This is a genomic window from Pseudomonas sp. 2,4-D (assembly GCF_030418155.1).
Classification (GTDB): Bacteria; Pseudomonadota; Gammaproteobacteria; order Pseudomonadales; family Pseudomonadaceae; genus Aquipseudomonas; species Aquipseudomonas alloputida.
Map to the genome: position 1 here is coordinate 19,824 of NZ_JAUHUI010000030.1, position 20,487 is coordinate 40,310.

The window sequence follows — 20,487 nt, forward strand, 5'->3', positions numbered from 1 at the left end:
GGGGCAGGGCCTGGGTTAAGGTCGTAGGCTGTCCCGTTTCTCTCAGGAATCCCCTTTGCCCGCTTTCTACCTGAGTATCAGTCTGCTGCTGTATTTGCTCGCCCTGTTCTTCGATGGCGCGCTGATGAGCGGCGAGCGTCATATGCCGGCCCTGCAGATGCTGCTGTACGGGCCATGGGGCATGCCGTTCGGCTTGTACCAATGGTTTGCCAACCCGCTGCTGGCCCTGGCCATCCTGGCACATCGGCGGTTTCGCCGGCTGGCCTTGCTGGCCGGGCTTGGGGCGGCGTATCTGGCTGCCAGCAGTTTTGGCATCGACCGCTTGCCGGATAACAGCAGCTATGAATTTCATGACCTTACCGGCTTTGGTGCTGGCTTCTACCTGTGGCTGGTCGCGATGGTGGTGTTTTGCCTGGGGCAAGCCTGGTTTTGCTGGAAGGCGCGAAGGGCTGACGACGTGCCAGGCTGGAACTGGCTTGATGTCGCCTTGATTGCCGCCCTGGGGGTAACGTTGTATGCAGCGACGCAAATGCCCTCGCTGCGCTTCGAGCCAGGCAAGGTGCTGATGCCCCCGGAGCAGCCGCAGACGCTTTGATACCCACAAGGAGGGTTAGCATGATCAAGCATTACCTGGCAGGCCTGGCACTGGCTTGCGTGCTACCGGTAGCGATGGCAGACGATTACACGGCGGCCTACGGGCAGTGCATGGACAAGGCCTCCAGCACCGTGGCCATGAACGCGTGCATCGGGGCCGAAACGCAAGTGCAGGACCAGCGGTTGAACCGGGTGTACAAGCAGTTGATGGGCAAGCTGGATGCCGGGCAGCAGAAGAGCCTGCGGGATGTGCAGCGCAAGTGGCTGGCCTACCGTGATGGCAATTGCCAGTTCCATGTACAGGCCAGTGGCGGGACCCTGGCGCAGCTGGAAGGTGGCAGCTGCATCATGGACATGACCCGCGACCGCGCTGCGGAGCTGGAGCGGGTGCTTAGCCCTGGGCAGTAGCGCCTGTTCAGGCATGATTGGCCCACATTTGCAGGCGCAGGTTTATCTGCGAACACCGGCTTTGCGGGTGTCATGCACCGCGTTGCCTTCTTCGCGGGTAAACCCGCTCCTACAGGGCACTGCAGGGTGCTGGTTCTATTTACGCGGTTCGCGCAGCGCCCGGGCCTTGAGGTACTCGCGCACTTCCACGGCATCCCCGGCAAACTCGATGCGATCGGCCTTGGCTGCGCGCTGGTAGGCATACATCGGGTCGTAGTACTCGTTCAGCAAGCCTTCGATCCAGCCCCGGTGCAGGTCTACTGCGCCGCTGCGCTGCTGCTCTTGCAGGGCTTCGCGCAGCATCTCGGACAAGCGCTGATGGCGTTCTCCACCTAAACGCTTGTAGATGTTGGCCATGCTCTGCAGCATGCGCTCGGCAAACAGCCGGGGACCGTCTTCCTCGCCATGCACGGCCTTGAACTCGGCGCTCAGGTTGACCACGTAGTCGCGCAGGATGCGCTCCACGCGGTTGGTGAAGCTGTCTTCAAGCCATACCAGCGGGTAATGCTGCATGCCTTGGTACAACTCCAGCGGCACCGTGCAGCTGCCGACAATGCGGCCTTCATCTTCCAGTACGAACTGCCCGATACCGCGGGCGCGCTTTTTCAGCACGTCGATTGCCAGCTGGTTTTCAAAGTCGATCTGCGCCGGTTGTGCCGTGGCGCGCTTGCCGAAACTGGAGCCGCGATGGTTGGCGTGGCCTTCAAGGTCGAGCACGTTGTCCAGCTGGTGCAGGACATCGGTCTTGCCGGTACCGGTCAGTCCACCGACCAGCACGAAATCACATTGCTCCACCGCTTGCTGGGTAGTCTCCAGCAGAAAGGTACGCATGGCCTTGTAGCCGCCTTTGACACGCGGGTACTGAATGCCCGCCTCATCGCGCAGCCAGCCCTGCACGATCTGCGATCGCAGGCCGCCACGGAAACAGTACAGGTAACCGTCTGGGTGGGCCTTGGCAAACGCTGCCCAGGCCTCCAGGCGAGCCTGCTTGGTGGCGCCACTGACCAGCTGGTGGCCCAGGGCGATAGCGGCGGCCTGGCCCTGCTGCTTGTAGCAGGTGCCGACCTTCTGCCGCTCCTGGTCGTTCATCAGCGGCAGGTTTACCACGCCAGGGAAGGCGCCTTTGGCGAATTCGACGGGGGCGCGCATGTCCATCATCGGCACGTCGTCTAGGAACAGCTGACGGAAGTCGGTGCAGTCGGGGCGCATCAGATCACCTCGACCGCATGGCTCTGTCGCTCGACCAGCTTGCCGATCGGGGACAGTTTCAGGCCCAGTTCGGCAGCCACAGCGAGGAACTCGGCTTCACCCTCCGGGGCAACAGCAACCAGCAAGCCACCGCTGGTCTGCGGATCGCACAGCAGGTGCTTCTGGTCGTCGCTGAGGGCGCCGATCTTGTGCCCGTAGCTGTCGTAGTTGCGCAGGGTTCCACCGGGGATGCAGCCTTCGGCCAGGTAGTGGTCGACGCTAGGCAGGCGTGGCACGGCGGCGTAGTTCAGGTGTGCGGTGAGGCCGCTGCCTTCGGCCAGCTCGACCAGGTGGCCGAGCAGGCCGAAGCCGGTGACGTCGGTCATGGCCTTGACCCCGTCCAGCTTGCCGAAGCGGCTGCCGGGCGTGTTGAGGGTGCACATCCAGTCGCGGGCCAGGCCTTGGTCTTGCACTCGCAGCTTGGCCTTCTTTTCGGCAGTGGTGAGGATGCCGATGCCCAGGGGCTTGGTCAGGTACAGCTGGCAGCCCGCGCTGGCAGTGTCGTTGCGTTTGAGGTGGCGTTTATTGACCACGCCGGTGACGGCCAGGCCAAAGATCGGCTCAGGCGCGTCGATCGAGTGGCCGCCGGCCAGCGGGATACCCGCTTCGGCACACACTGCGCGGCCGCCGCGGATGACTTCACGGGCGACTTCCGGCGGCAGCACGTTGACTGGCCAGCCGAGGATGGCAATGGCCATCAGCGGGTCGCCGCCCATGGCATAGATGTCGCTGATGGCGTTGGTGGCGGCAATGCGGCCGAAGTCGTAAGGGTCATCGACGATCGGCATGAAGAAGTCGGTGGTCGAAACCACGCCGCGCTCGTCGTCCAGCGCGTACACTGCTGCATCGTCGCGCGAGGCATTGCCGACCCACAGTTTCGGGTCCAGGGCCTGGGTGCCGCTTTCGGCGAGGATCACGTCCAGCACCTTGGGGGAGATCTTGCAGCCACAGCCGGCGCCATGGCTGTACTGGGTCAGGCGAATCGGCTCGCTCATATGCACCTCTGCAGGTCAAATTGTTGCGCGATTGTAGCAAAGCTGGCCTTTAGGCCCTTGCCTCTTATAATTCCCGGTGTCGGCAAATGTGTCGGCACTTCCCCGCTATTGAACCGGAGAACACCCATGCTCAACCGCCCCCTGGCGCTTGCCGCCGGCCTCGTGCTGTCTTGCTGTGCCGCTGTCGTTCAGGCCGCAGAAACGCTGCGTGTCAGCGCCATCCCCGACGAAGCGCCGACCGAACTGCAGCGCAAGTTCAAGCCTTTGGGTGAGTACCTGGCCAAGCAACTGGGCATGGAGGTGAAGTTCGTACCCGTGGCGGACTACCCGGCGGTGGTGGAGTCGCTGGCCGCAGACCGTCTCGACCTGGCCTGGCTGGGGGGCTTCACGTTCGTTCAGGTGCACCTGAAGGACCCGACCGCCACGCCACTGGTACAGCGTGAGCAGGACGCACAATTCACGTCCAAGTTCATCACCGCCAACCCCGACGTGAAGAGCCTGAGCGACCTGAAGGGCAAGTCGTTTGCCTTCGGTTCCATTTCCTCTACTTCGGGCAGCCTGATGCCGCGTTACTTCATGCTCAAGCAGGACAATATCAAGCCTGAAGAGTACTTCAGCCGCGTTGCCTATTCTGGCGCCCATGATGCCACCGTGGCCTGGGTGCAGGCTGGCAAGGTCGATGGCGGCGTGCTGAACGCCAGCGTATGGCAAAAACTGGTGGATGCCGGCAAGGTCGACACCACCAAGGTGAAGGTGTTCGCCACCACCCCAACCTACTTTGACTACAACTGGACCGTGCGCGGCAACATGGACCCGGCGTTGAAGCAGAAAATCAAGAAAGCCTTCCTGGACCTCGACCCGAGCAACCCGGAGCACAAGGCGATCCTTGACCTGCAGGCCGCCAGCCGCTTCATCGAGACCAAGCCTGAGAACTACAAGGGCACCGAACAGGCTGCACGCGAGGCCGGCCTGCTCAAGTGACAGCTTCGAATGCGGCAATTCATCTGCACGGTGCGAGCCTGCGCCACGGCCAGGTACGCGCGCTTGACGCGGTGAGCCTGCGTATCGCGCAGGGCGAGCGTGTCGCCATCATCGGGCCGTCGGGGGCGGGCAAGTCCAGCTTGCTGCACCTGATGGCCACGGCCATCCAGCCCAGCAGTGGGCGCCTGGAGTTGCTTGGCGAGCAACCTTGGGCACTGTCGGCAAGGGCACGCCAGCGACTGCGTGCGCGGGTTGGCCTGGTGCATCAGTCGCCGCCTTTGCCACCGCGTCAGCGGGTGGTGACCGCCGTGCTGGCGGGTCGCCTGGGGCAGTGGGGTACGCTGCGCGGCTTGCTCAACCTGCTGTATCCCAGCGATGTGCCGGGGGCGCGCCAGGTGTTGGCTGAACTGGGCCTGTCCGACAAGCTGTTCGTGCAGTGTGGGCAGTTGTCCGGTGGCCAGTTGCAGCGGGTGGGCATTGCTCGGGCGTTGTACCAGCGTCCGCAGGTGCTGCTGACCGACGAACCGGTGTCGGCCATGGACCCGGTGTTGGCCGACCACAGCCTGGCCTTGCTCAATCGCCATGCCCAGGCCACTGGCGTGACGTTGGTGGCGAGCCTGCACGCCGTAGAGTTGGCGCTGGCGCATTTTCCGCGGGTGATTGGCATTCGGGAAGGGCAGGTTGTGTTCGACTGCCCGGCCGAAGCGGTCACCGAGCAACTGCTGGACGCGCTATACGCCAACGAACAACTGGCTCCGCCGCCAACCCAGGGGCCGACCCTGACCGTGCAGATTCCGCGATGCTGAAGGCCGACGCCCGCGACCCCGCGCTGCTGCCGCGGTTGCTGCTGGCCCTGTTGGCGGTAGCGGTACTGTGGCCGGCTATCCTGACAAGCGAACTGAACCCCGGGGTGCTGTTGCAGGCGGACAACCGTCAGCAGATTGCCAGCTTTACCAGCGCCTTCTGGCCGCCGGCACATGATGCCGATTTTCTTGCACTGCTCTATGAAGCCACCTTGCAGACCCTGGCCGTGGCGACTGCCGGCATGGCGCTGGCGTTGTTGTTGGCGATCCCGGCTGGCTTGTTGGCCAGCCGTGCCTTGTCCTTGCGTGCTGCTTCACGCGGCGGGCGGGCCGGGTTCTGGTCGCGACTGTTGCGTCTGCCGGTGCGCGGGCTGCTGATTTTCCTGCGTAGCGTGCCGGAGATCGTCTGGGCGTTGCTGTTCGTGCGCGCCGTGGGGCTGGGGCCGACGGCGGGCGTACTGGCTATCGCCATCACCTACAGTGGCATGCTCGGCAAGGTTTACGCCGAAATATTCGAGTCGGTCGACCAGCGCCCGGCGCATGCTTTGTTGCAGGCGGGCAGTGGCCGGCTGGCGGCGTTTTTCTACGGCATCCTGCCCAATGCTGCCTCCGAAGTGGTGTCGTACACCGTGTACCGCTGGGAGTGCGCGGTGCGGGCTTCGGTGGTGATGGGCTTTGTCGGTGCCGGCGGGCTGGGCCAGCAGATCGACCTGTCGATGCGCATGTTTGCGGGCGCGCAAGTGGCGAGCATGCTGTTGACGTTCTTGCTGCTGGTGATCCTGGCCGACCTGCTCAGCCGCCTGCTGCGTTGGAGGCTGGCATGAACCGGGTGATCAACTTGGTGCTGTTGGGTGCCATCGTGTCAGCGGTGGTGGCCTCGTTCGCATACCTGGAGTTGGACCTGCACGCACTGGTCGGCAATGGCGGGCTGGGGCAGATGGGCGAGTACGCCGGGCGCTTCCTGCAGCCGGATCTGTCTGCGGGGCATCTCAAGGCGGTGTGGCGCGGGGCGCTGGAAACCCTGGCCATGTCTGGCATGGGCACCTTGTTGGCAATGGTAGTGGGGATGTTGCTGGCACTGCCTGCGGCGGGCCGCTTCGGTTGGCCGTTGCAAGGGGCCGCGCGTTTGCTGCTCAATGCCTTGCGTGCCATTCCTGAACTGGTGTGGGCTGCGCTGACTGTGCTGGCGGCTGGGCTGGGGCCGAATGCCGGTACCCTGGCTTTGGCGTTGCACACCGCTGGCGTGCTGGGGCGGTTGTTTGCCGAGGCGCTTGAGAATGCCCCGCCCGAGCCGGCGGCGGCGATCCGTTTGCAGGGGGGCAGCCAAGTGGCGGCGTTCTGCTTTGGTACCCTGCCCAACCTGTGGCCGCAGTTGCTGGCCTACAGCTTGTACCGCTGGGAGAACAACATCCGCATGGCCAGCGTGCTCGGGTTCGTCGGGGCGGGCGGGTTGGGGCAGATGCTGTACACCACCTTGAGCCTGTTCCAGGAGGCCCAGGCCAGCACGGTGATCATCGGTATGCTGGTGTTGGTGTTGCTGGTGGATGTGTCGAGTGATGTGTTGCGTCAGCGCTATGTGCGGGCCTGACGGAAAGCCCGGGCTGCAAAGCAGCCCCGACATCTCTCAGGCGTCTACAGCCTCGGCACACTGCGCCTCCCGCTGCATCGACTCCAGGTTACGCTCGATCGTCTCGCATATGGTATCCATCTGGATCTGATGCTCGCTGAACCTGAACGGGCTCTGCAAGTCCGTGCCGATCCGCTCGATGGCCAGCAACATGAACCCTACCACCGTCGACGCCAGCGGCGTGAACCAGCCCAGCGACTCCACAAGCCCCACCGGCACGATCAAGCAGAACAGGGTGATGAACAGCCGTGGGAAATACACATAGGGGTAGGGCAATGGCGTATTGGCAATCCGTTCCATGCCGCCCTGGGCGTTAGAAAGGTCTACCAGCGTCGACTCCAGTCGCGCCAGACGAATGCTGTCCAGTCGCCCGGCCTGGTATTCCCGCGCCAGCAAGGCTGCCGAGCCGCCGAGAATGTCATTGGCGAAATTGTTCGAGCGGTTGCGCCGTTCGAACTCCGCCGGGGGGATGAAGGCCATCAGCTCCTCCGGGCAGCTTTCGCCTTTCAAGTGCGCCGCCAGGCAGTTCACATAGGCGATATGCCGGCGCAGCAGGGTGGCCTTGACCGGGTTCAGGCTGTCATCCGGGTCATCGATCAGCGTCAGCGTCTGCCGGGCGAAGCTGCGCGAACTGTTCACCAGCGCCCCCCATAGGGTGCGAGCCTCCCACCAGCGGTTGTAGGCACTGCTGTTGCGAAAACTCACCAGCACTACCAAGGCTGAGCCCAGCAGGGTCAGCGGGATCAGTGGCAGGGTGAACTTGCTGTTCAAGAACAGCATGAAATCGATGGTGACCAGCACATCCCAGATCAGCAGCCAGAACAGCGACCAGCCGATATAGCCGATGGTCTTCACCACCAGGCGGTACTTGCGGGCGATGACGTCTTTCACGCGGGGGCACCTCGAAACGCGGGGGATGCAGGATGGGACGCCGAGGCTCGTCGAAGGTTCGAGGGTTGAATGTTGCAAGGGATTTTGTAGCTGAAACGAAGGGAAAAATCCGACCAGCCTATCAGATGTGCCTGAATTCCTGGTTCAGCTCAAAAACGAAAGAGTGGGTCGCTTCAATCCTTGAAGGGGTGTATCCATAAGGATACGATTGGGTGACCACTTGATGTTTCTCGTTGAACAGACGAAAAGCTTTGCCGCTTGGCTACTGCCACCCAGGCCGCCGATATCCTCAAAGCCAGAAAGCTGCTGAAGGAGATGAAATGAGCGAAAAATTGATCCCGTTTGATATGGCAGCCTTGTTGAGCAGCGATGAGGCAATCAGTGAATACCTTAGCCAGGTGCTATCAGATGGCGATACCGAGGAAATCATTCGAGCACTTGGCCATATCGCTCGTGCACGGGGCATGACACATATTGCTACGGAGAGTGGGCTGGGTAGAGAAAGCCTGTACAAGGCGCTGAGCCCTGGCGCGAAGCCTCGTTTTGACACTGTATTGAGGGTCATTCGTGCTCTGGGGGTGGACCTTCTCGTTCAGCCACATGCAATGACCCGCTGATCCAGCTCGGTTAAGTCAGTATTTGCTTCATCTGCACCAACGCTACCCGCGTGCCGTCCCACGCCCGCCGCTCCTCGATGCCGAACGGTGTGAAGCCCAGCTGTGGATAAAGCAGCAGGCCGGCGGTGTTGTGATTGAAGCATGACACCCAGACCTCCCGGGCGCTGTACTGCTGGCGGGCGAGGTCGATCATTGCCGTTACCAGATAACGCGCTACACCAAGGCCGCGGGCGCTAGGGGCCACTACTACGTTGCCCAGGGCACATAGGCCGCCATGTTCGGCTTTGTAGAAATTGGCGAAGGCCAGGACAGCGCCGTTACCTTCCACTACCGTGGAGCCGCTGCGTTGGGCTATGGCGTCGCTCAGCTGGTTGGGGGTGAGGGGGTAGGTGGCTTTGGGGAACATGTAGAACAGTTCGTCCGGGCTCTGCGGGAAGCTGCAGATAACGGGGATGTCTTCTGGCCGGATGGGGCGGTGGGTCAGGTGCATGGCAGGTCCTTCTCGCGTTGGCTGGCAGGGCCTCTTCGCGGGTGAACCCGCCCCCACAGGTACTGCACAAGGCTCAAATCCTGTGCAGGCCCTGTAGGAGCGGGTTTACCCGCGAAGAGGCCATCAGCCTCACATCATAGGCCGCTTTCCATCCAACACCGCGCCCCGATTCACGGCTTGGCGGCCACCGCCACGTAGCCTTTGACCGCAGCCGGTGCCTTGGGCTTGGCCTTGTGCGCCAGCAGGTACTGATAGCGTCGCCATTCCTTGTCGATTTCGCTGAACGACATGAACACGCTGATACGGTCCTTGCCGACCAGGTCCGGGCGCTTGCCCGCATCGATCTCGTCGGTAGGAATGATGGCCACGTTGATGCCTACCACCTTGCCGTCATCGGCAAACACAGGCCCACCCGACATACCCTTGGTAATCGGGCCGTCGTGCACCGAGTAGAAGACGCTGCCAGGCGTACCTTCAAGCCGTACCAGCGACGACAGGGCATGGCCCTTGCCCCGCATCGGCATCATGAAACTGTTGAAGCCCACCGCCGTCACGGCTTCCCCAGGCACGTACTGGCGCCAGTGCGGCACGCTGCTGGCTTTGTGCTTGAAGAACACTACGTCACCGAGGCCCTCATGGACCACGTTGCGCAGGAAGGGGGTGTGTTTGGCGGTTACAGCGTAATCCTCGTTCCACTGGATGGCGCTGGCCATCAGCAACATGGGCAGCGGGGCACCTGAGGTAACCACGAACGCCTGGCTATAGACGGGATCTGAAACGTACGACGTTGGCACTCCATTGCACCCACTGAGCAGCATCATTGCCGCCATGCAGGGCGCGATTGTTTTCATGGGACACACATTGCGTGGAGAAAGGGGAGCGCCACTATGGCGAAGTGCCATTACTCTAACAATACTTTCGACATATATCCGACGAATGACAGCTTAAGTGTTAGTCATGACGGCGGCCAATAGAATGCAGGTATGGCTGCAGGTCCCAGAGCCATTGGGGCGGCGTCAAAGTGAAGGCATTTTTTTCGGGCGGATCTGATGGGTGTGAACTGCATTGAGCTGCATCGGCGATCACACTGACAAGCTACCTTTTTCAGGGCGACCTGTTCATAGTTGCCAGTCGACTTACCCTGAAAGGAATCAGAACATTGTTTAAGCTAAATCCCCTGGTGCCGGAGCTGATTGTTTCTGATCTACCTCGCAGCCTGGCATTCTACTGCGGCGTACTGGGCTTCAAGATTGAATACGACCGGCCAGAAGAGCATTTTGCCTTCCTGTCTTTTGGTGGCAGCCAGCTGATGCTGGAGCAGGACTGGCAGAGTGAGTCACCCTGGCGGGTCGGCCCGCTGGAGCCGCCTTATGGTCGAGGCATCAACCTGTCGATCGAATGCGCTGATGCACTGGCCTTGGTCGAGTCGCTGGGGGTTGCGGGGCATAGCATCAGAAAGCCGATTGAAGAGTGTTGGTACCGCCAGGGCGGCATGCTGGTCGGCCAGCGCAATTTCCTGGTGCAGGACCCGGACGGCTACCTGCTTCGGTTTGCTGAAGATCTCGGCGTGAAGAGCGCCTGAGCCAGGGGCGGATGCACGAAAAATTCACCCCAGGTTGCGCTCGAGGGGCTCGCCACGGGTATCCATCTGGATCGGGTGCTCACTGAACCTGAACAGGCTCTGCTAATCCGTGCCGATCCGCTCCATGCCACCCTGTGCATTGGACAGATCTACCACCGTCGGATCCTGATGCCTTTGTCCATACTGAATATGTGGCAATGAGGTGTTGCCACATAACGCTGTGCACCCACACAGTTACTGAACCCGCAGCGCTTATTGCCCCCGTGCACTTTCGGAACTAAGCCAGCATCTTCGCCCGAACTAACTTCCCTCTTTCAAGTGTTGAGTGTCGCCATATCAACTATTTATGTCCCTTGTACGATAGTTTCAAAATGGCTGAACTAAGTATTTGCCCACAGCGCTTTTTCCCGAAGCGGGTCATCAACAAAATAGCCGCCCTTCAAATTTAAACATCAGCCTGACGCGGTGGCCGAAAGTTGACCGCGGCGGCTGGCGGCCGGGGAGGTGGCTCGCCGCCTGAGCTGATGAACCCACACCGATTACCAGGAAAGGAAAGTGTCATGGGAATGACGAGGCGTAAATTTTTGATCGGCGGCGGCGTCGTGGCTATTGCAGGTGGCGCAGGCATTCTGACCCCCTTGCTGACCCGCGAAGGCAGGTTGATCCCCGGCAAACCGCGGTTTGGTTTTGTAGAAGGTAGCGAAGGTGCGCTTCCCAAACAGGCAGACGTCGTCGTTGTTGGCGCTGGTATTCTGGGGCTCATGACCGCAATCAATCTTGTCGAGCGTGGCCTCTCGGTAGTCGTCGTTGAAAAAGGTGATATTGCCGGCGAGCAGTCATGCAGGTTCTATGGTCAGGTCATGACCTACAAGATGCCTGATGCGACGTTCCAGTTGCACCATCTTGCCAAACAACGGTGGCGCGAGATGAATGCCAAAGTGGGTGCAGATACCAGCTATCGCACACAGGGCCGGGTCGAAGTTCCTTTCGATGAAGAAGACCTGGAAAACGTCAGAAAGTGGATCGATGTCAAAAGCCGGGAAGTAGCAGCGGACAACCCCTTCAAGACTCGGATCATTCAGGGGAATGAACTCGAACAGCGGCTGCGCGGTGCATCATCAAGCTGGAAAATTGCAGGTTTCGAGGAAGACTCCGGTAGCCTGGACGCCGAGCGCGCATCGTTTGTCATGGCGGAGTACGCCAAGAAAATGGGTGTGCGTATCTACACCCACTGCGCCGCAAGGGGCCTGGAAACCCAGGCAGGCGTCATCTCCGATGTGGTGACCGAGAAGGGCGCCATCAGGACTTCTCGCGTGGTCGTGGCAGGCGGCGCCTGGTCCAGGCTGTTCATGCAGAACCTGGGCGTCGATGTGCCTACCTTGCCGGCCTACCAGTCCCAGCAAATCATCAGCGCGGCGCCCCGTGCACCGGGGGGCAACGTTGCATTGCCAGGGAATATCTACTTCCGTGAGCAGGCCGACGGTACATACGCCACCTCGCCGCGCGTCGTCGTTGCCCCGGTGGTCAAAGAATCGTTCATGTATGGCTATAAATACCTGCCATTGCTGGCCATCCCCGACTTCCCGGTGCACATCTCACTCAACAAGCAACTGATCGATTCGTTCACTCAGCCCACCCAGTGGAGGCTGGACGAGGTATCGCCCTTCGAGAAAAACAGGCTGATGACGGCGGCCCCGGATATTCCAGAGCTGGATGCATCTCTGGAAAAGCTCAAAGTCGAGTTCCCTGCCTTCAAAGATGCGAAGTTGATCGATCAGTGGAGCGGTGCCATGGCCATCGCCCCGGATGAGAACCCGATCATTTCGCAGGTCAACGAGTACCCAGGCCTGGTCATCAACACCGCGACCGGTTGGGGTATGACGGAAAGCCCGGTGTCGTCCGAACTGACGGCAGACCTGCTGCTTGGAAAGGCGCCGGTGCTGGACCCGAAACCCTTCAGTTTGTATCGATTCTAAGTACGCATACCGCAATGGAATGACCCGTACACGCATAAACGGTGCGTGTACATTCTTGTGTAACCATCAGGAGAGAAATATGAAATTCGCTTTCAAGACCGTTGCTGCATTGGCGTTGGGAATAGCCGGTGTTGGCAGCGTTCATGCACAAGATATCGTGCGCCATGGCGCAGGTAGTTTCCCTATCTCGTCGGCTGTAGAGATTCCTGCCGGGAAGTCGGTCGTCTATCTGAGCGGTTCCGTCCCGTCGGTGATCCATCCCGATGCGCCCAAGGATTCGCTGGAAGCCTACGGTGATACCAAGGCACAAACCATCAATGTGCTTGAAAGCATCCAGCAGCAGCTGAAAACGCTGGGTCTTGGCCTGACTGACGTGGTGAAGATGCAGGTATTCCTGGTGGGGGGACCGGAGAACGGCGGCAAGATGGATTTCGAAGGTTTTATGGCTGGCTACACCCAGTTCTTCGGGCCAGCCGCCAAGCAGCCGGTGCTACCTGCGCGCTCGGCGTTCCAGATTGCAGGCCTGGCGCATCCTGCCTGGCGGGTTGAGATCGAAGTGACAGCGGTTCGTCCCTGAGAGGACCTTTGCCCAGCCCGACAAAATCGGCGGGCAAAAAAAAACCGACCGTAAGGTCGGTTTTTTCCGGATTTGGTGCCCCGAGGGAGACCCATACTTCTCAATGCTGGCCTTGATTTACGGGTGTCTAGGTCATTTTGAGTGGGAGTCTACTCACAAATCTACTCACTTTTTCGCAAGCGTTGCAAAGCCGTCACACGGTTGTGCCGTCTATTCGGACTGATGCTTGAGCGTCATCAGCATACGGGATGCTCACCTCGACCTTTTTGCCTGACTCGGTAGTGATTTCAATCACGAGTCGGTGAGGAGGGGCGGCAAAGTCGTCTGTGTACAGGACGTGGACAGCCTCTTTGCATGAGTCCCCTGTGGAGACCGGCCAATAAGCCGAACCGTCTTTGGCCGGCAGGTACACTTGAATGTTGGACATTTCCTTTCTCCTAGCTGCTTTAGATCGGGTGTCTTAGCAGGCTAGCCGACTTTACGATCCTTCTTCGGGATGTCAACGGCCATACCAAACGCCCGCTCTAGGGCCGTTTCGTCACACAGCAGACAATACGTACCCCCTGTGATACCCCCACGAAGTAGCTGTAGTCGTCTCGATCCGCTATGCTCGCTGGATCGCTCGTAGTGATATCAGTTGGCTAGCAGGTCATTACTTACTTGGACGTAACTATGTACTTGAAACGTGTACAAATTGATGACGGTTTTTTAGAAGGCCTCGACGTTCAACTTTCAGAAGGCTTGAACACAATAATCGGAGCGAGAGGAACTGGCAAAACATCTCTACTTGAATTGATTAGATTTTGCCTCGGCACCAGCGGCTTTTCCTCTGGGCATCATAAAAAATCTTTTGAACACGCATTGTCGGTAATTGGCGATGGAAAGATCACCGTATCTCTAGAGGATAATGGTAAGGAAATTTTGGTAAGCAGGGGGGCGGCAGATGCTTCACCGTACGCCACAGCCCCTTTTGTTCCGCCAATAATTCTTTCACAGACTGAAGTAGAAACGGTTGGCCTTCTTGCTCAAGGGCGACTTGAGCTGATCGACTCGTTTATTACAAACCTTAGCGACTTTGATGCATATGACGGCTACATAACTGCGGAAATACAGAATGTCAGCTCAGAAGTTGACGCTCTAATCAAAGAGCGAGCAGACACACTAGACAGCTTGCTCGAACTTCAAGCAATCAACACTGAGCTGAATAACATATCCGAAAGAGAAAAACAAATCGCAAGCTTCTCTGCTACTGCCGCAGAGAAGCAAGCGCAAATAAACCTGCAAGCAAACACGCTGTCAACACTCTCTATACAGGACGCCTATATTGAGAGATTCAATGACCGAATAAATGAAGCACTTGCCAATATATCGAAAGGTATAAACATGATCGCAAGTGCGGAAAAGTGGATAGGCGATGATAGCACCGACCCCCTAGTTGGCATTCGAAAAGCACTTAGTGAACAAGCACACCAGCTATACACCGGCCATGTGAGCATTCAAAACCTGATCCCCCCCATGAATGTGATACGTGCGGGACTTCAGAGTAGAAGAGCTTCAATTGAAGAAGCCAACAGGGTCCTGCGAAAAGAATTTGAATCGATGGTTGAAGGTGCAGGCGCCATATCCCGAGAGGCTTCAAGGCTTAGAGAAAGAAAAGCCACGCTAGAAAATCTGGCTATGTTCGCGGCAGATCAAGAAGTCCGAATTGCAAATCTTGTAGCAATGCGAAATGACTACTTGAACAAAATGGAACACTCAAGACAATCTAAATACCTTTGGCGCAAGCAAATTTGCGACTCTATCAACCAGGCGCTCGGCCCAAAAATAAAAGTCAAAGTAGACCAGTCCGGCCAAATTGACGCCTATACATCCCTCTTGTCTGAGATATTGCGGGGGAGCGGTCTAAAGTACAATGAAATCGCTCGAGCCATCAGTTCACTGGTAAGTCCGAGAGAGCTTAGCGAGCTGGTCCAGAGCAGCAATTTTGACCAATTATCCAATATCACCGGAATCACAAAAGATAGGGCCACAAAACTTTTAAATCACTTGCGCGACGTAGGGATGGGGGAACTATTAACTTGCCCGATTGAGGATGTGATAACCTTCCAGCTGCTTGATGGATCGTCTTACAAAGACTTATCGCAACTATCAACCGGACAGCGATGCACTGTCGTATTACCTATTGTTCTAGAACATACCAGTCGTGTGATCATCGTCGATCAACCTGAAGACCATATAGATAACGCCTTTATTGCTGAAACATTAATTAAATCAATTCGCCGCCGCTCAGACAACTCTCAGATAATCTTCACTACTCATAACGCCAACATCCCTGTACTAGGCTACGCGGACCGGGTCATCCAAATGGAGTCTGACGGCCGCAGAGGATATGTTCAGCTTGAGAAAACTCTGAATCACCATGACTCCATTGAAGCAATCAGCAATGTTATGGAGGGAGGTAAAGCAGCATTCGATTACAGAGCCAAATTTTACGCAGGCTCTAAGGAATGAGTGTAGATAATTTCGAAAGCGCATTAGAGCTTTCCAGGTCAGACAACTCTCATGAGCGCCTTGTGGCGGCTCGATATTTCATGACGAATGCCAGTTCCGATCACGATGCAGAATTGAAAAGCTGGCTTGCCAGAGAAACAGTTGGCTGGGTGAAGAATGCGATTGATATCGCCCTTACTAAAAACACTCAGAAACAGGCTTTGCTGGACCCCCCTGACACAACGGAAGTTGAGAACAAAACCGTAAGTTATACACTCGCGCTCAGGGAGGTTGCTAGTATCATGCTTCACGAGCTGGAGCCCCGCATCGGCATACTGGGCGTTAAACTCAAGGATGACATTCCAAACTATGAAGATAGTGCCAGCCGTCGCCAAATGGATCATTTAAAAGATTTTTTTAAGGCGCTTAGCTTCCTACGTTTGGCAACGGAGGTCACAGGGTCGGACTCGTTCACCTGCTCAGACTGGATAAGCGGGCTAATAGAGGGACACCCATATGCGAAAAATATTCGTCTAATTGGCCCGCAAGGCTTAATAGTGAGGGCTGACCAGGGATTGCTAAAGCTTGCTTTGTCGAACGGAATAAAGAACGCTGTTGAGTCTACAGCTGCCGCTTCACAAACAAGATCAACAGAGGACATAATCATAAACTGGGGAGAGACCAATGTGGATTATTGGATCGCAGTGATCGACGACGGATCGGGTCTCGGCAAGCCGACAGAGAAATTAATCCGAATTGGCACCACTACTAAACCTGGTCACTTCGGCATGGGTTTAACGATTGCGCAGCAAGCCATGCAAAGTCTTAATGGCAAGCTGAGCCTACACTCTCCCGCCCCGATTGGCGCTGTCTTTGAGCTGAGATGGTACAAATGAGAATTTTGCTAGTTGAAGACAACCAGGAAGTCCTACTAGAAACAAAAAAAGAAATTGAAAAAATCACTGGAAAGGATTCTGTGATAACAGCTTGCAGCAAAGAATCAGCCTGCACTGTAATTAAAGACGAATTCTTTGATTTAATTGTTCTTGACCTAAGCTTACCGACAATCAATGAGGGCTTGGACGCTGATGTCGCTCACGGGCAGGCAGTATTCCACTATTGTCTTTCAATGGCCCCAGGCACTCCAATTTGCTTCTTAACAGGATCTTCGACACACAGATTCGTAAATCAGCTTTTAAATGCACATGCTAATCGACAGGACTTCTGGGGCCAATCAGAGCTAAACACCAGCCCAATGGTATTCCAGAAGATAAATCTCGACGACTTTCTTGAACATCTAAAGCAATGCTCTTCCAAACTAAGGAATCTGGCCGATATTGAGCTTCGCTCTGTTAAGGCAGGGGGGGCGCTGGCAGTGGAAGAGCAACGTTTGCTCAAAATGTTCACGATCAAATTATCTGGCGCAAGCTGTAAATGGCAAGACCTCAATGGGGGCCTGTCCGGCGTAAGAGTCTTGAGCGTTGAAGTATTGAACCAACATGACTCCTCTCTATTCAAAGCTGTCGCCAGAATCGGCAAAAGAGACAAAATCTCACTTGAGGCCACCAATTTTGATTTGATGGTTCCTGCTTTGACTATTGGCACGTTCCCGAGCAAGCTATTATGCTTGGAATATGGAGCCAAATCCAGCGCAGCCATCTACTATCGCTTAGCGAATGACCACACAAGTAACTTATCAGAGCTTTTGCTTAGCAGCCCCGAACTATCTTTAACTACATACCAAAAGCTAAAAGAAATATTTTCAGTGTGGGGCGAAGGCTGCTATAGAACAAGAAAAACCATCGGAGAGTTACGAAGCTGCTTAGTATCCGACTCAAAGCTAGCAAGACTCAAAAACACTTACGAACTAAGTTGGCTCGAGGATATTGAGGACCTATCAGTTTCAGTTAAATGGGGGCGAACCCATGGCGACATGCACGGTGGAAATGTACTGATCGCCAATGATTATGCGCCTCTGATAATCGATTTTGGCGACTTGGCAGAACGAGCAACTTCACTCGACCCATGTTCAATATTGCTTAGCCCATTCTTCCATTTAGATACGGCTGAGCGCGCACTTGAAAGTCTCCCCAAAGAAGATTTGATCAGGTCGATCGAGCTGCTTAACTGCGGAACCAACTCTCCACTAGCTCCATTCTTCAATCAAATCACAGAATGGATTAGCGAAGAATGTTCGAGATCTGAAAGAAGCATTTATGCTTCGATTTTAATATATGTTATTAAGCAGTTGAATTACCCAGATACAAACAAAGATGTGGCACTTAACATTATAAGTGTATGTAAAGAGCGGATACTTTCAACAATTTAATTGCCTGAGCAGTTCCTGTCTATCAGTGCCCCTAACATTTGCTGGGTAGTGCTGGGGTGTCCTCAAAACTGAGGACACCCCAGCACCCCAGGTTTGGGGTATCCAAAGTGATCCTGGCTCACTTTAAGCTTTGTCCTGCGCCTCGATCGATGCTGAGATGATGGCCCCGCCCCAGCGGCGCTCACCGATGCAGATCGGTACCGGTAGACCGCTGGCTGTGGTGTTCTTGGCACTCCCAAAGGCGTAGCTCGGCAGGTTCTCAGGCGCGCCGCTTTGCGACAGCCCGGCTGCCTGGGGGCTGAGCATTTGAATTACGCCGCCAGCGACCAACGCGATACCAGGCCCGTAGGTGGCGCCTCCGGTTAACGGTCCTGCAATGATCAGGGCGATTCCGACGATGGTCTGCAGCAGGCCAGCACGCTTGCTGCCATGCACTACCGGCACAAACCAGAGTTCCCGTGCTCCGCCCCGATCCAGATCACCGTCGCCAATGTTCTTGCCATTTTTGAAGACGGCGAAGCGCAGCCCACGCCCCTCAGCTTCAGTCAGGTCTTGGGCGAAGCCTGGATAGTTAGCATCCAGCGCTTTGGCGGCCTCTTTCGCGTCCCCGCGCTCCAGCAGGAAGTAGTGGTGTTTGCCGTACTTCTTGCCCAAGAAGCCACCAAGGCGGACTTTGGTTTTAGGTGAGTAGGCGATCACGGCTGCAGTCATCACACGGCCTCCTGTGGTATAGCCAGGTGGACGCCCAGGGGTCGTGCAAGCATCTCGCGGCACTGCAACGCCTCCAGGCGGATCGCTGCCTCTCGGGCAGGGTCAGGGTTCCAGTTGGGGGCGTAGCTCCACATGGAAGCGCGAGCGCCGCGCAGGGTGCCACGCAGCAAGTCGGCGGATATCCGCGCCTCCTCTTCGGTGAAAAATACGCCATCGAGCTTCACCCTTTGGCCGGCCTGGACCTGATCGACTTCCCACAGCAGATAGCAGGGCCCACCCTTATCCAAGGTGAAGGTGGCCACGTCACAGGCTCGGGCGAAACGCTCTTGAAAGGAGGGTGGAACTGGTTGGATTGTCATCAGCGGTAGCCTCCAGGTGTTAACTCGCAGGAGTTAAAGCGTTAACTTTTCGAGGTTAAAGGTGTTAACTCGGTTAACATCCGCCAGAGGGCGCTAACGGCGTCTATGCCGCTATTTCCGTGGCTTACAGCCCCATGCACGTTCGGCATGGTGTTAACCTCGTTTTAACTTTTTTTTTAACACGGGAAAAAATGTGTACGTGGGGTCGGAGGCGGTCTAGGTCAGCGAACCTTCCAGACTTTCGACCCGCCCCCCTCAGTAGGTCGGCGCGATGTACGGCGGCGCCGACCGGATCTGCTCCAGCGCTTCGGCTGCGCTCAGGCCGCTGGCCAACAGGCGATCGATCTCTTTGCTCAACCGCTCACGCTCTTCCATCTGGCGCAACAGGGCGCGGCTGTGGGCGATCTGGTTGAGGGCTCGTTGAACTGGCTTGGGTAGATGGGTATGGCTCATGGTCTTCTCCGGTGTGAATGAAAAGGCCCGCGAGTGCGGGCCAGTGCCGGATCACCCCACAAAGGAAAGAAGGGCTCCGACTGCTGCGGTTAGGAGGTCGTGGCACTCACAGCTAACCCACGCTCGTTGTTACGGTGTCGGCGTGCCGGCCAGCGTGACGAGTCGAGTAGCTGTGGGAGCGAACACAGCCAGGCCAGCGCGCAGCTCTGCCAGGATGGTCACCATGTTGCGGCGGAAGTTGTCGCCGTCGTGGCGGCTAGCCTCGACGGTCACTTCCTGGCGGTCCAGCAACGCGGCCACGCTGGTATCGAGGATCAATGCCTCGCCTTGCGGCATGCCGTTGGTGACGACTACAGGGGTGCCCCACAGGCTGGGCGGCGCTGGATCGCGCGGGGTGCCAATCACATACTGGCCGTCGCCATCCTCGGCGCGCTCGCTCTCGATGGCGAACCAGTCACGCGGGTTCATCACGATGACGTTCGGGTTCCAACCTTCGGCCTTGAGGTCAGTGAGGGCTGCGCCGATGCGGTCAGCTGGCTTGCCGGTGGTGATGCCAGCAGCGGTTGCCTGCTTCTTGAACCCGAGGATTTCACCTGGCCCACCGTCGCCGTTGATGAGCTCGGCCTCCAGCTTCTGGCGAACCCCCACGCTCATCAGCGTGTTGATCTGCCCCTCAAGCTGGTCATTGTCCTGCAGCACCTGGAGGCTCGCCGGAATCCAGGTAGCGATGGTGGCGATCTCCGCCCGCTCCATTTTGGTGGGCATCGACCCTTCGGCCTTCTCCTCACCTTCTTCTTTCTGGTAGGCCGCGCCGTTGATGTAGCCGTCGAGGCGAACGAACTCGTAGGTAGCGCTGGTGACCGGCACGATCGGCAGCACATCCAGCAAGCTCAGCCGCGGCTGCGGAATGCCACGGATGCCGGCGCCGTCACGCTGCGGGGCGGTTGGGTAGCTGGTCGAACCAGTGACGCCCTTGTTGGGGTTGGTGATCGCCGCACGAACGCCGACTTTGCAACTGATCTGGCCAGTGGATTTCATCCCGGCCCTGAAGCCGGTGATGCCATCAGCGGCCACGACCTGGGTAGTCACGGCATTGGAGTCGGTGGAGTCGTCGTTGGCGCCTCGGCGGGCGCTGACATTCACCAGCTTCTGTTCGATTTCCAAGAGGCGGGCGCCGAACTCGGTTTGCTTCTCGGCTGAGGACGATTTGAAGTCGGTGATCTGGGTGCCGATGTTTTTGAGGGTTGAATTCAGCTCGGTCATGTCCTGCTGATAGGGGTCTGGCATGGGTATCTCCGGGGTGTCTAAGTAATGCCA

General features: G+C 57.6%; 23 protein-coding genes and 1 pseudogene. 13 read left to right on the forward strand and 11 right to left on the reverse strand.

The genetic code is table 11. The features are described from left to right. Positions 1-55 precede the first annotated feature (55 nt). Positions 56-595: a hypothetical protein gene (locus QYE47_RS19275; protein WP_014589735.1), complete on the forward strand. Its 540-nt coding sequence runs from the start codon at positions 56-58 to the stop codon at positions 593-595. A 20-nt stretch (positions 596-615) separates the two neighbouring features. Then, positions 616-1,002 carry a lysozyme inhibitor LprI family protein gene (locus QYE47_RS19280; RefSeq protein WP_014589736.1) on the forward strand — a complete coding sequence of 129 codons (387 nt, stop codon included), beginning with the start codon at positions 616-618 and terminating at the stop codon, positions 1,000-1,002. 135 nt (positions 1,003-1,137) lie between these two features. Here QYE47_RS19280 and mnmH read toward each other — a convergent pair whose 3' ends face one another. Beyond that, a complete protein-coding gene (gene mnmH, locus QYE47_RS19285; RefSeq protein WP_014589737.1) occupies positions 1,138-2,250 on the reverse strand; it encodes a tRNA 2-selenouridine(34) synthase MnmH in 1,113 nt (370 codons plus the stop codon). After that, positions 2,250-3,284 (reverse strand): selenide, water dikinase SelD, encoded by a 1,035-nt coding sequence (gene selD, locus QYE47_RS19290; RefSeq protein WP_014589738.1) that lies wholly within the window; start codon positions 3,282-3,284, stop codon positions 2,250-2,252. The genes mnmH and selD overlap by 1 nt, the downstream gene beginning before the upstream one ends. A 126-nt stretch (positions 3,285-3,410) precedes the next feature. On the opposite strand from selD, the gene QYE47_RS19295 reads away from it, so the two are divergent. From QYE47_RS19295 to phnE, 4 genes are read left to right on the forward strand one after another with little or no spacing between them, the layout of a single operon-like run. Further along, the gene (locus QYE47_RS19295; RefSeq protein WP_010952054.1) at positions 3,411-4,265 is read left to right on the forward strand and encodes a putative selenate ABC transporter substrate-binding protein; all 855 of its coding nucleotides are present in this window, start codon (positions 3,411-3,413) and stop codon (positions 4,263-4,265) included. After that, positions 4,262-5,071: a phosphonate ABC transporter ATP-binding protein gene (locus tag QYE47_RS19300; protein WP_014589739.1), complete on the forward strand. Its 810-nt coding sequence runs from the start codon at positions 4,262-4,264 to the stop codon at positions 5,069-5,071. Before QYE47_RS19295 ends, QYE47_RS19300 begins: the two co-directional genes overlap by 4 nt. Then, entirely contained in the window at positions 5,065-5,892 is an 828-nt protein-coding gene (locus QYE47_RS19305; RefSeq protein WP_014589740.1) for an ABC transporter permease, read from the forward strand. The genes QYE47_RS19300 and QYE47_RS19305 overlap by 7 nt, the downstream gene beginning before the upstream one ends. After that, positions 5,889-6,656 (forward strand): phosphonate ABC transporter, permease protein PhnE, encoded by a 768-nt coding sequence (gene phnE, locus QYE47_RS19310; RefSeq protein ID WP_014589741.1) that lies wholly within the window; start codon positions 5,889-5,891, stop codon positions 6,654-6,656. The genes QYE47_RS19305 and phnE overlap by 4 nt, the downstream gene beginning before the upstream one ends. Before the next feature lie 36 nt (positions 6,657-6,692). On the opposite strand, the gene QYE47_RS19315 is transcribed toward phnE, so the two are convergent. After that, positions 6,693-7,586, reverse strand: coding sequence for a bestrophin family protein (locus QYE47_RS19315; RefSeq protein ID WP_014589742.1), 894 nt, complete (start codon positions 7,584-7,586; stop codon positions 6,693-6,695). 320 nt (positions 7,587-7,906) lie between these two features. Here QYE47_RS19315 and QYE47_RS19320 point away from each other — a divergent pair, with 320 nt between their 5' ends. Next, positions 7,907-8,203: an addiction module antidote protein gene (locus tag QYE47_RS19320; RefSeq protein WP_003248566.1), complete on the forward strand. Its 297-nt coding sequence runs from the start codon at positions 7,907-7,909 to the stop codon at positions 8,201-8,203. A 10-nt stretch (positions 8,204-8,213) separates the two neighbouring features. On the opposite strand, the gene QYE47_RS19325 is transcribed toward QYE47_RS19320, so the two are convergent. Both QYE47_RS19325 and QYE47_RS19330 read right to left on the reverse strand, forming a co-directional pair. Next, the gene (locus QYE47_RS19325; RefSeq protein ID WP_014589743.1) at positions 8,214-8,693 is read right to left on the reverse strand and encodes a GNAT family N-acetyltransferase; all 480 of its coding nucleotides are present in this window, start codon (positions 8,691-8,693) and stop codon (positions 8,214-8,216) included. Positions 8,694-8,863: 170 nt separating this feature from the next. Then, complete coding sequence (locus QYE47_RS19330; protein ID WP_026031968.1) at positions 8,864-9,511, reverse strand: trypsin-like peptidase domain-containing protein; 648 nt, start codon at positions 9,509-9,511, stop codon at positions 8,864-8,866. A 341-nt stretch (positions 9,512-9,852) separates the two neighbouring features. On the opposite strand from QYE47_RS19330, the gene QYE47_RS19335 reads away from it, so the two are divergent. Continuing rightward, positions 9,853-10,275 (forward strand): VOC family protein, encoded by a 423-nt coding sequence (locus QYE47_RS19335; protein WP_014589745.1) that lies wholly within the window; start codon positions 9,853-9,855, stop codon positions 10,273-10,275. A gap of 24 nt (positions 10,276-10,299) precedes the next feature. On the opposite strand, the pseudogene QYE47_RS19340 reads toward QYE47_RS19335, so the two are convergent. Next, a pseudogene (locus tag QYE47_RS19340) lies at positions 10,300-10,398 on the reverse strand (effector protein); the annotation flags it as partial. Positions 10,399-10,835: 437 nt separating this feature from the next. On the opposite strand from QYE47_RS19340, the gene QYE47_RS19345 reads away from it, so the two are divergent. Continuing rightward, positions 10,836-12,251: an FAD-binding oxidoreductase gene (locus QYE47_RS19345; protein ID WP_041166846.1), complete on the forward strand. Its 1,416-nt coding sequence runs from the start codon at positions 10,836-10,838 to the stop codon at positions 12,249-12,251. A gap of 79 nt (positions 12,252-12,330) precedes the next feature. After that, positions 12,331-12,828 (forward strand): RidA family protein, encoded by a 498-nt coding sequence (locus QYE47_RS19350; RefSeq protein WP_014589747.1) that lies wholly within the window; start codon positions 12,331-12,333, stop codon positions 12,826-12,828. 193 nt (positions 12,829-13,021) lie between these two features. Here QYE47_RS19350 and QYE47_RS19355 read toward each other — a convergent pair whose 3' ends face one another. Further along, positions 13,022-13,255, reverse strand: a complete 234-nt coding sequence (locus QYE47_RS19355) for a hypothetical protein (RefSeq protein WP_104960812.1) — start codon at positions 13,253-13,255, stop codon at positions 13,022-13,024. A gap of 245 nt (positions 13,256-13,500) precedes the next feature. On the opposite strand from QYE47_RS19355, the gene QYE47_RS19360 reads away from it, so the two are divergent. Genes QYE47_RS19360 through QYE47_RS19370 form a run of 3 tightly spaced genes read left to right on the forward strand, consistent with a single transcriptional unit; the run spans position 13,501 to position 17,647 of the window. After that, positions 13,501-15,339 (forward strand): AAA family ATPase, encoded by a 1,839-nt coding sequence (locus tag QYE47_RS19360; protein ID WP_301159102.1) that lies wholly within the window; start codon positions 13,501-13,503, stop codon positions 15,337-15,339. After that, the gene (locus QYE47_RS19365) at positions 15,336-16,214 is read left to right on the forward strand and encodes an ATP-binding protein (RefSeq protein WP_301159103.1); all 879 of its coding nucleotides are present in this window, start codon (positions 15,336-15,338) and stop codon (positions 16,212-16,214) included. The genes QYE47_RS19360 and QYE47_RS19365 overlap by 4 nt, the downstream gene beginning before the upstream one ends. Then, entirely contained in the window at positions 16,211-17,647 is a 1,437-nt protein-coding gene (locus QYE47_RS19370) for a response regulator (RefSeq protein WP_301159104.1), read from the forward strand. Before QYE47_RS19365 ends, QYE47_RS19370 begins: the two co-directional genes overlap by 4 nt. Before the next feature lie 123 nt (positions 17,648-17,770). Here QYE47_RS19370 and QYE47_RS19375 read toward each other — a convergent pair whose 3' ends face one another. The 4 genes from QYE47_RS19375 to QYE47_RS19390 all read right to left on the reverse strand — a co-directional run bounded on the left by QYE47_RS19375 (position 17,771) and on the right by QYE47_RS19390 (position 20,457). Next, complete coding sequence (locus QYE47_RS19375) at positions 17,771-18,358, reverse strand: tail assembly protein (RefSeq protein WP_301159105.1); 588 nt, start codon at positions 18,356-18,358, stop codon at positions 17,771-17,773. Further along, positions 18,358-18,717: a hypothetical protein gene (locus QYE47_RS19380; RefSeq protein WP_301159106.1), complete on the reverse strand. Its 360-nt coding sequence runs from the start codon at positions 18,715-18,717 to the stop codon at positions 18,358-18,360. The genes QYE47_RS19375 and QYE47_RS19380 overlap by 1 nt, the downstream gene beginning before the upstream one ends. A gap of 255 nt (positions 18,718-18,972) precedes the next feature. After that, a complete protein-coding gene (locus tag QYE47_RS19385; RefSeq protein WP_033698165.1) occupies positions 18,973-19,170 on the reverse strand; it encodes a hypothetical protein in 198 nt (65 codons plus the stop codon). 129 nt (positions 19,171-19,299) lie between these two features. Beyond that, a complete protein-coding gene (locus QYE47_RS19390; protein WP_241380750.1) occupies positions 19,300-20,457 on the reverse strand; it encodes a phage major capsid protein in 1,158 nt (385 codons plus the stop codon). Positions 20,458-20,487: the final 30 nt, after the last annotated feature.

Excerpts from the sequence above, each read along its gene's own strand:
- QYE47_RS19280 (WP_014589736.1), top strand. The coding sequence starts at position 616 with ATGATCAAGCATTACCTGGCAGGCCTGGCACTGGCTTGCGTGCTACCG.
- mnmH (WP_014589737.1), bottom strand. The coding sequence starts at position 2,250 with ATGCGCCCCGACTGCACCGACTTCCGTCAGCTGTTCCTAGACGACGTG.
- selD (WP_014589738.1), bottom strand. The coding sequence starts at position 3,284 with ATGAGCGAGCCGATTCGCCTGACCCAGTACAGCCATGGCGCCGGCTGT.
- QYE47_RS19295 (WP_010952054.1), top strand. The coding sequence starts at position 3,411 with ATGCTCAACCGCCCCCTGGCGCTTGCCGCCGGCCTCGTGCTGTCTTGC.
- QYE47_RS19305 (WP_014589740.1), top strand. The coding sequence starts at position 5,065 with ATGCTGAAGGCCGACGCCCGCGACCCCGCGCTGCTGCCGCGGTTGCTG.
- phnE (WP_014589741.1), top strand. The coding sequence starts at position 5,889 with ATGAACCGGGTGATCAACTTGGTGCTGTTGGGTGCCATCGTGTCAGCG.
- QYE47_RS19320 (WP_003248566.1), top strand. The coding sequence starts at position 7,907 with ATGAGCGAAAAATTGATCCCGTTTGATATGGCAGCCTTGTTGAGCAGC.
- QYE47_RS19325 (WP_014589743.1), bottom strand. The coding sequence starts at position 8,693 with ATGCACCTGACCCACCGCCCCATCCGGCCAGAAGACATCCCCGTTATC.
- QYE47_RS19330 (WP_026031968.1), bottom strand. The coding sequence starts at position 9,511 with ATGCTGCTCAGTGGGTGCAATGGAGTGCCAACGTCGTACGTTTCAGAT.
- QYE47_RS19345 (WP_041166846.1), top strand. The coding sequence starts at position 10,836 with ATGGGAATGACGAGGCGTAAATTTTTGATCGGCGGCGGCGTCGTGGCT.
- QYE47_RS19350 (WP_014589747.1), top strand. The coding sequence starts at position 12,331 with ATGAAATTCGCTTTCAAGACCGTTGCTGCATTGGCGTTGGGAATAGCC.
- QYE47_RS19355 (WP_104960812.1), bottom strand. The coding sequence starts at position 13,255 with ATGTCCAACATTCAAGTGTACCTGCCGGCCAAAGACGGTTCGGCTTAT.
- QYE47_RS19360 (WP_301159102.1), top strand. The coding sequence starts at position 13,501 with ATGTACTTGAAACGTGTACAAATTGATGACGGTTTTTTAGAAGGCCTC.
- QYE47_RS19365 (WP_301159103.1), top strand. The coding sequence starts at position 15,336 with ATGAGTGTAGATAATTTCGAAAGCGCATTAGAGCTTTCCAGGTCAGAC.
- QYE47_RS19370 (WP_301159104.1), top strand. The coding sequence starts at position 16,211 with ATGAGAATTTTGCTAGTTGAAGACAACCAGGAAGTCCTACTAGAAACA.
- QYE47_RS19375 (WP_301159105.1), bottom strand. The coding sequence starts at position 18,358 with ATGACTGCAGCCGTGATCGCCTACTCACCTAAAACCAAAGTCCGCCTT.
- QYE47_RS19380 (WP_301159106.1), bottom strand. The coding sequence starts at position 18,717 with ATGACAATCCAACCAGTTCCACCCTCCTTTCAAGAGCGTTTCGCCCGA.
- QYE47_RS19385 (WP_033698165.1), bottom strand. The coding sequence starts at position 19,170 with ATGAGCCATACCCATCTACCCAAGCCAGTTCAACGAGCCCTCAACCAG.
- QYE47_RS19390 (WP_241380750.1), bottom strand. The coding sequence starts at position 20,457 with ATGCCAGACCCCTATCAGCAGGACATGACCGAGCTGAATTCAACCCTC.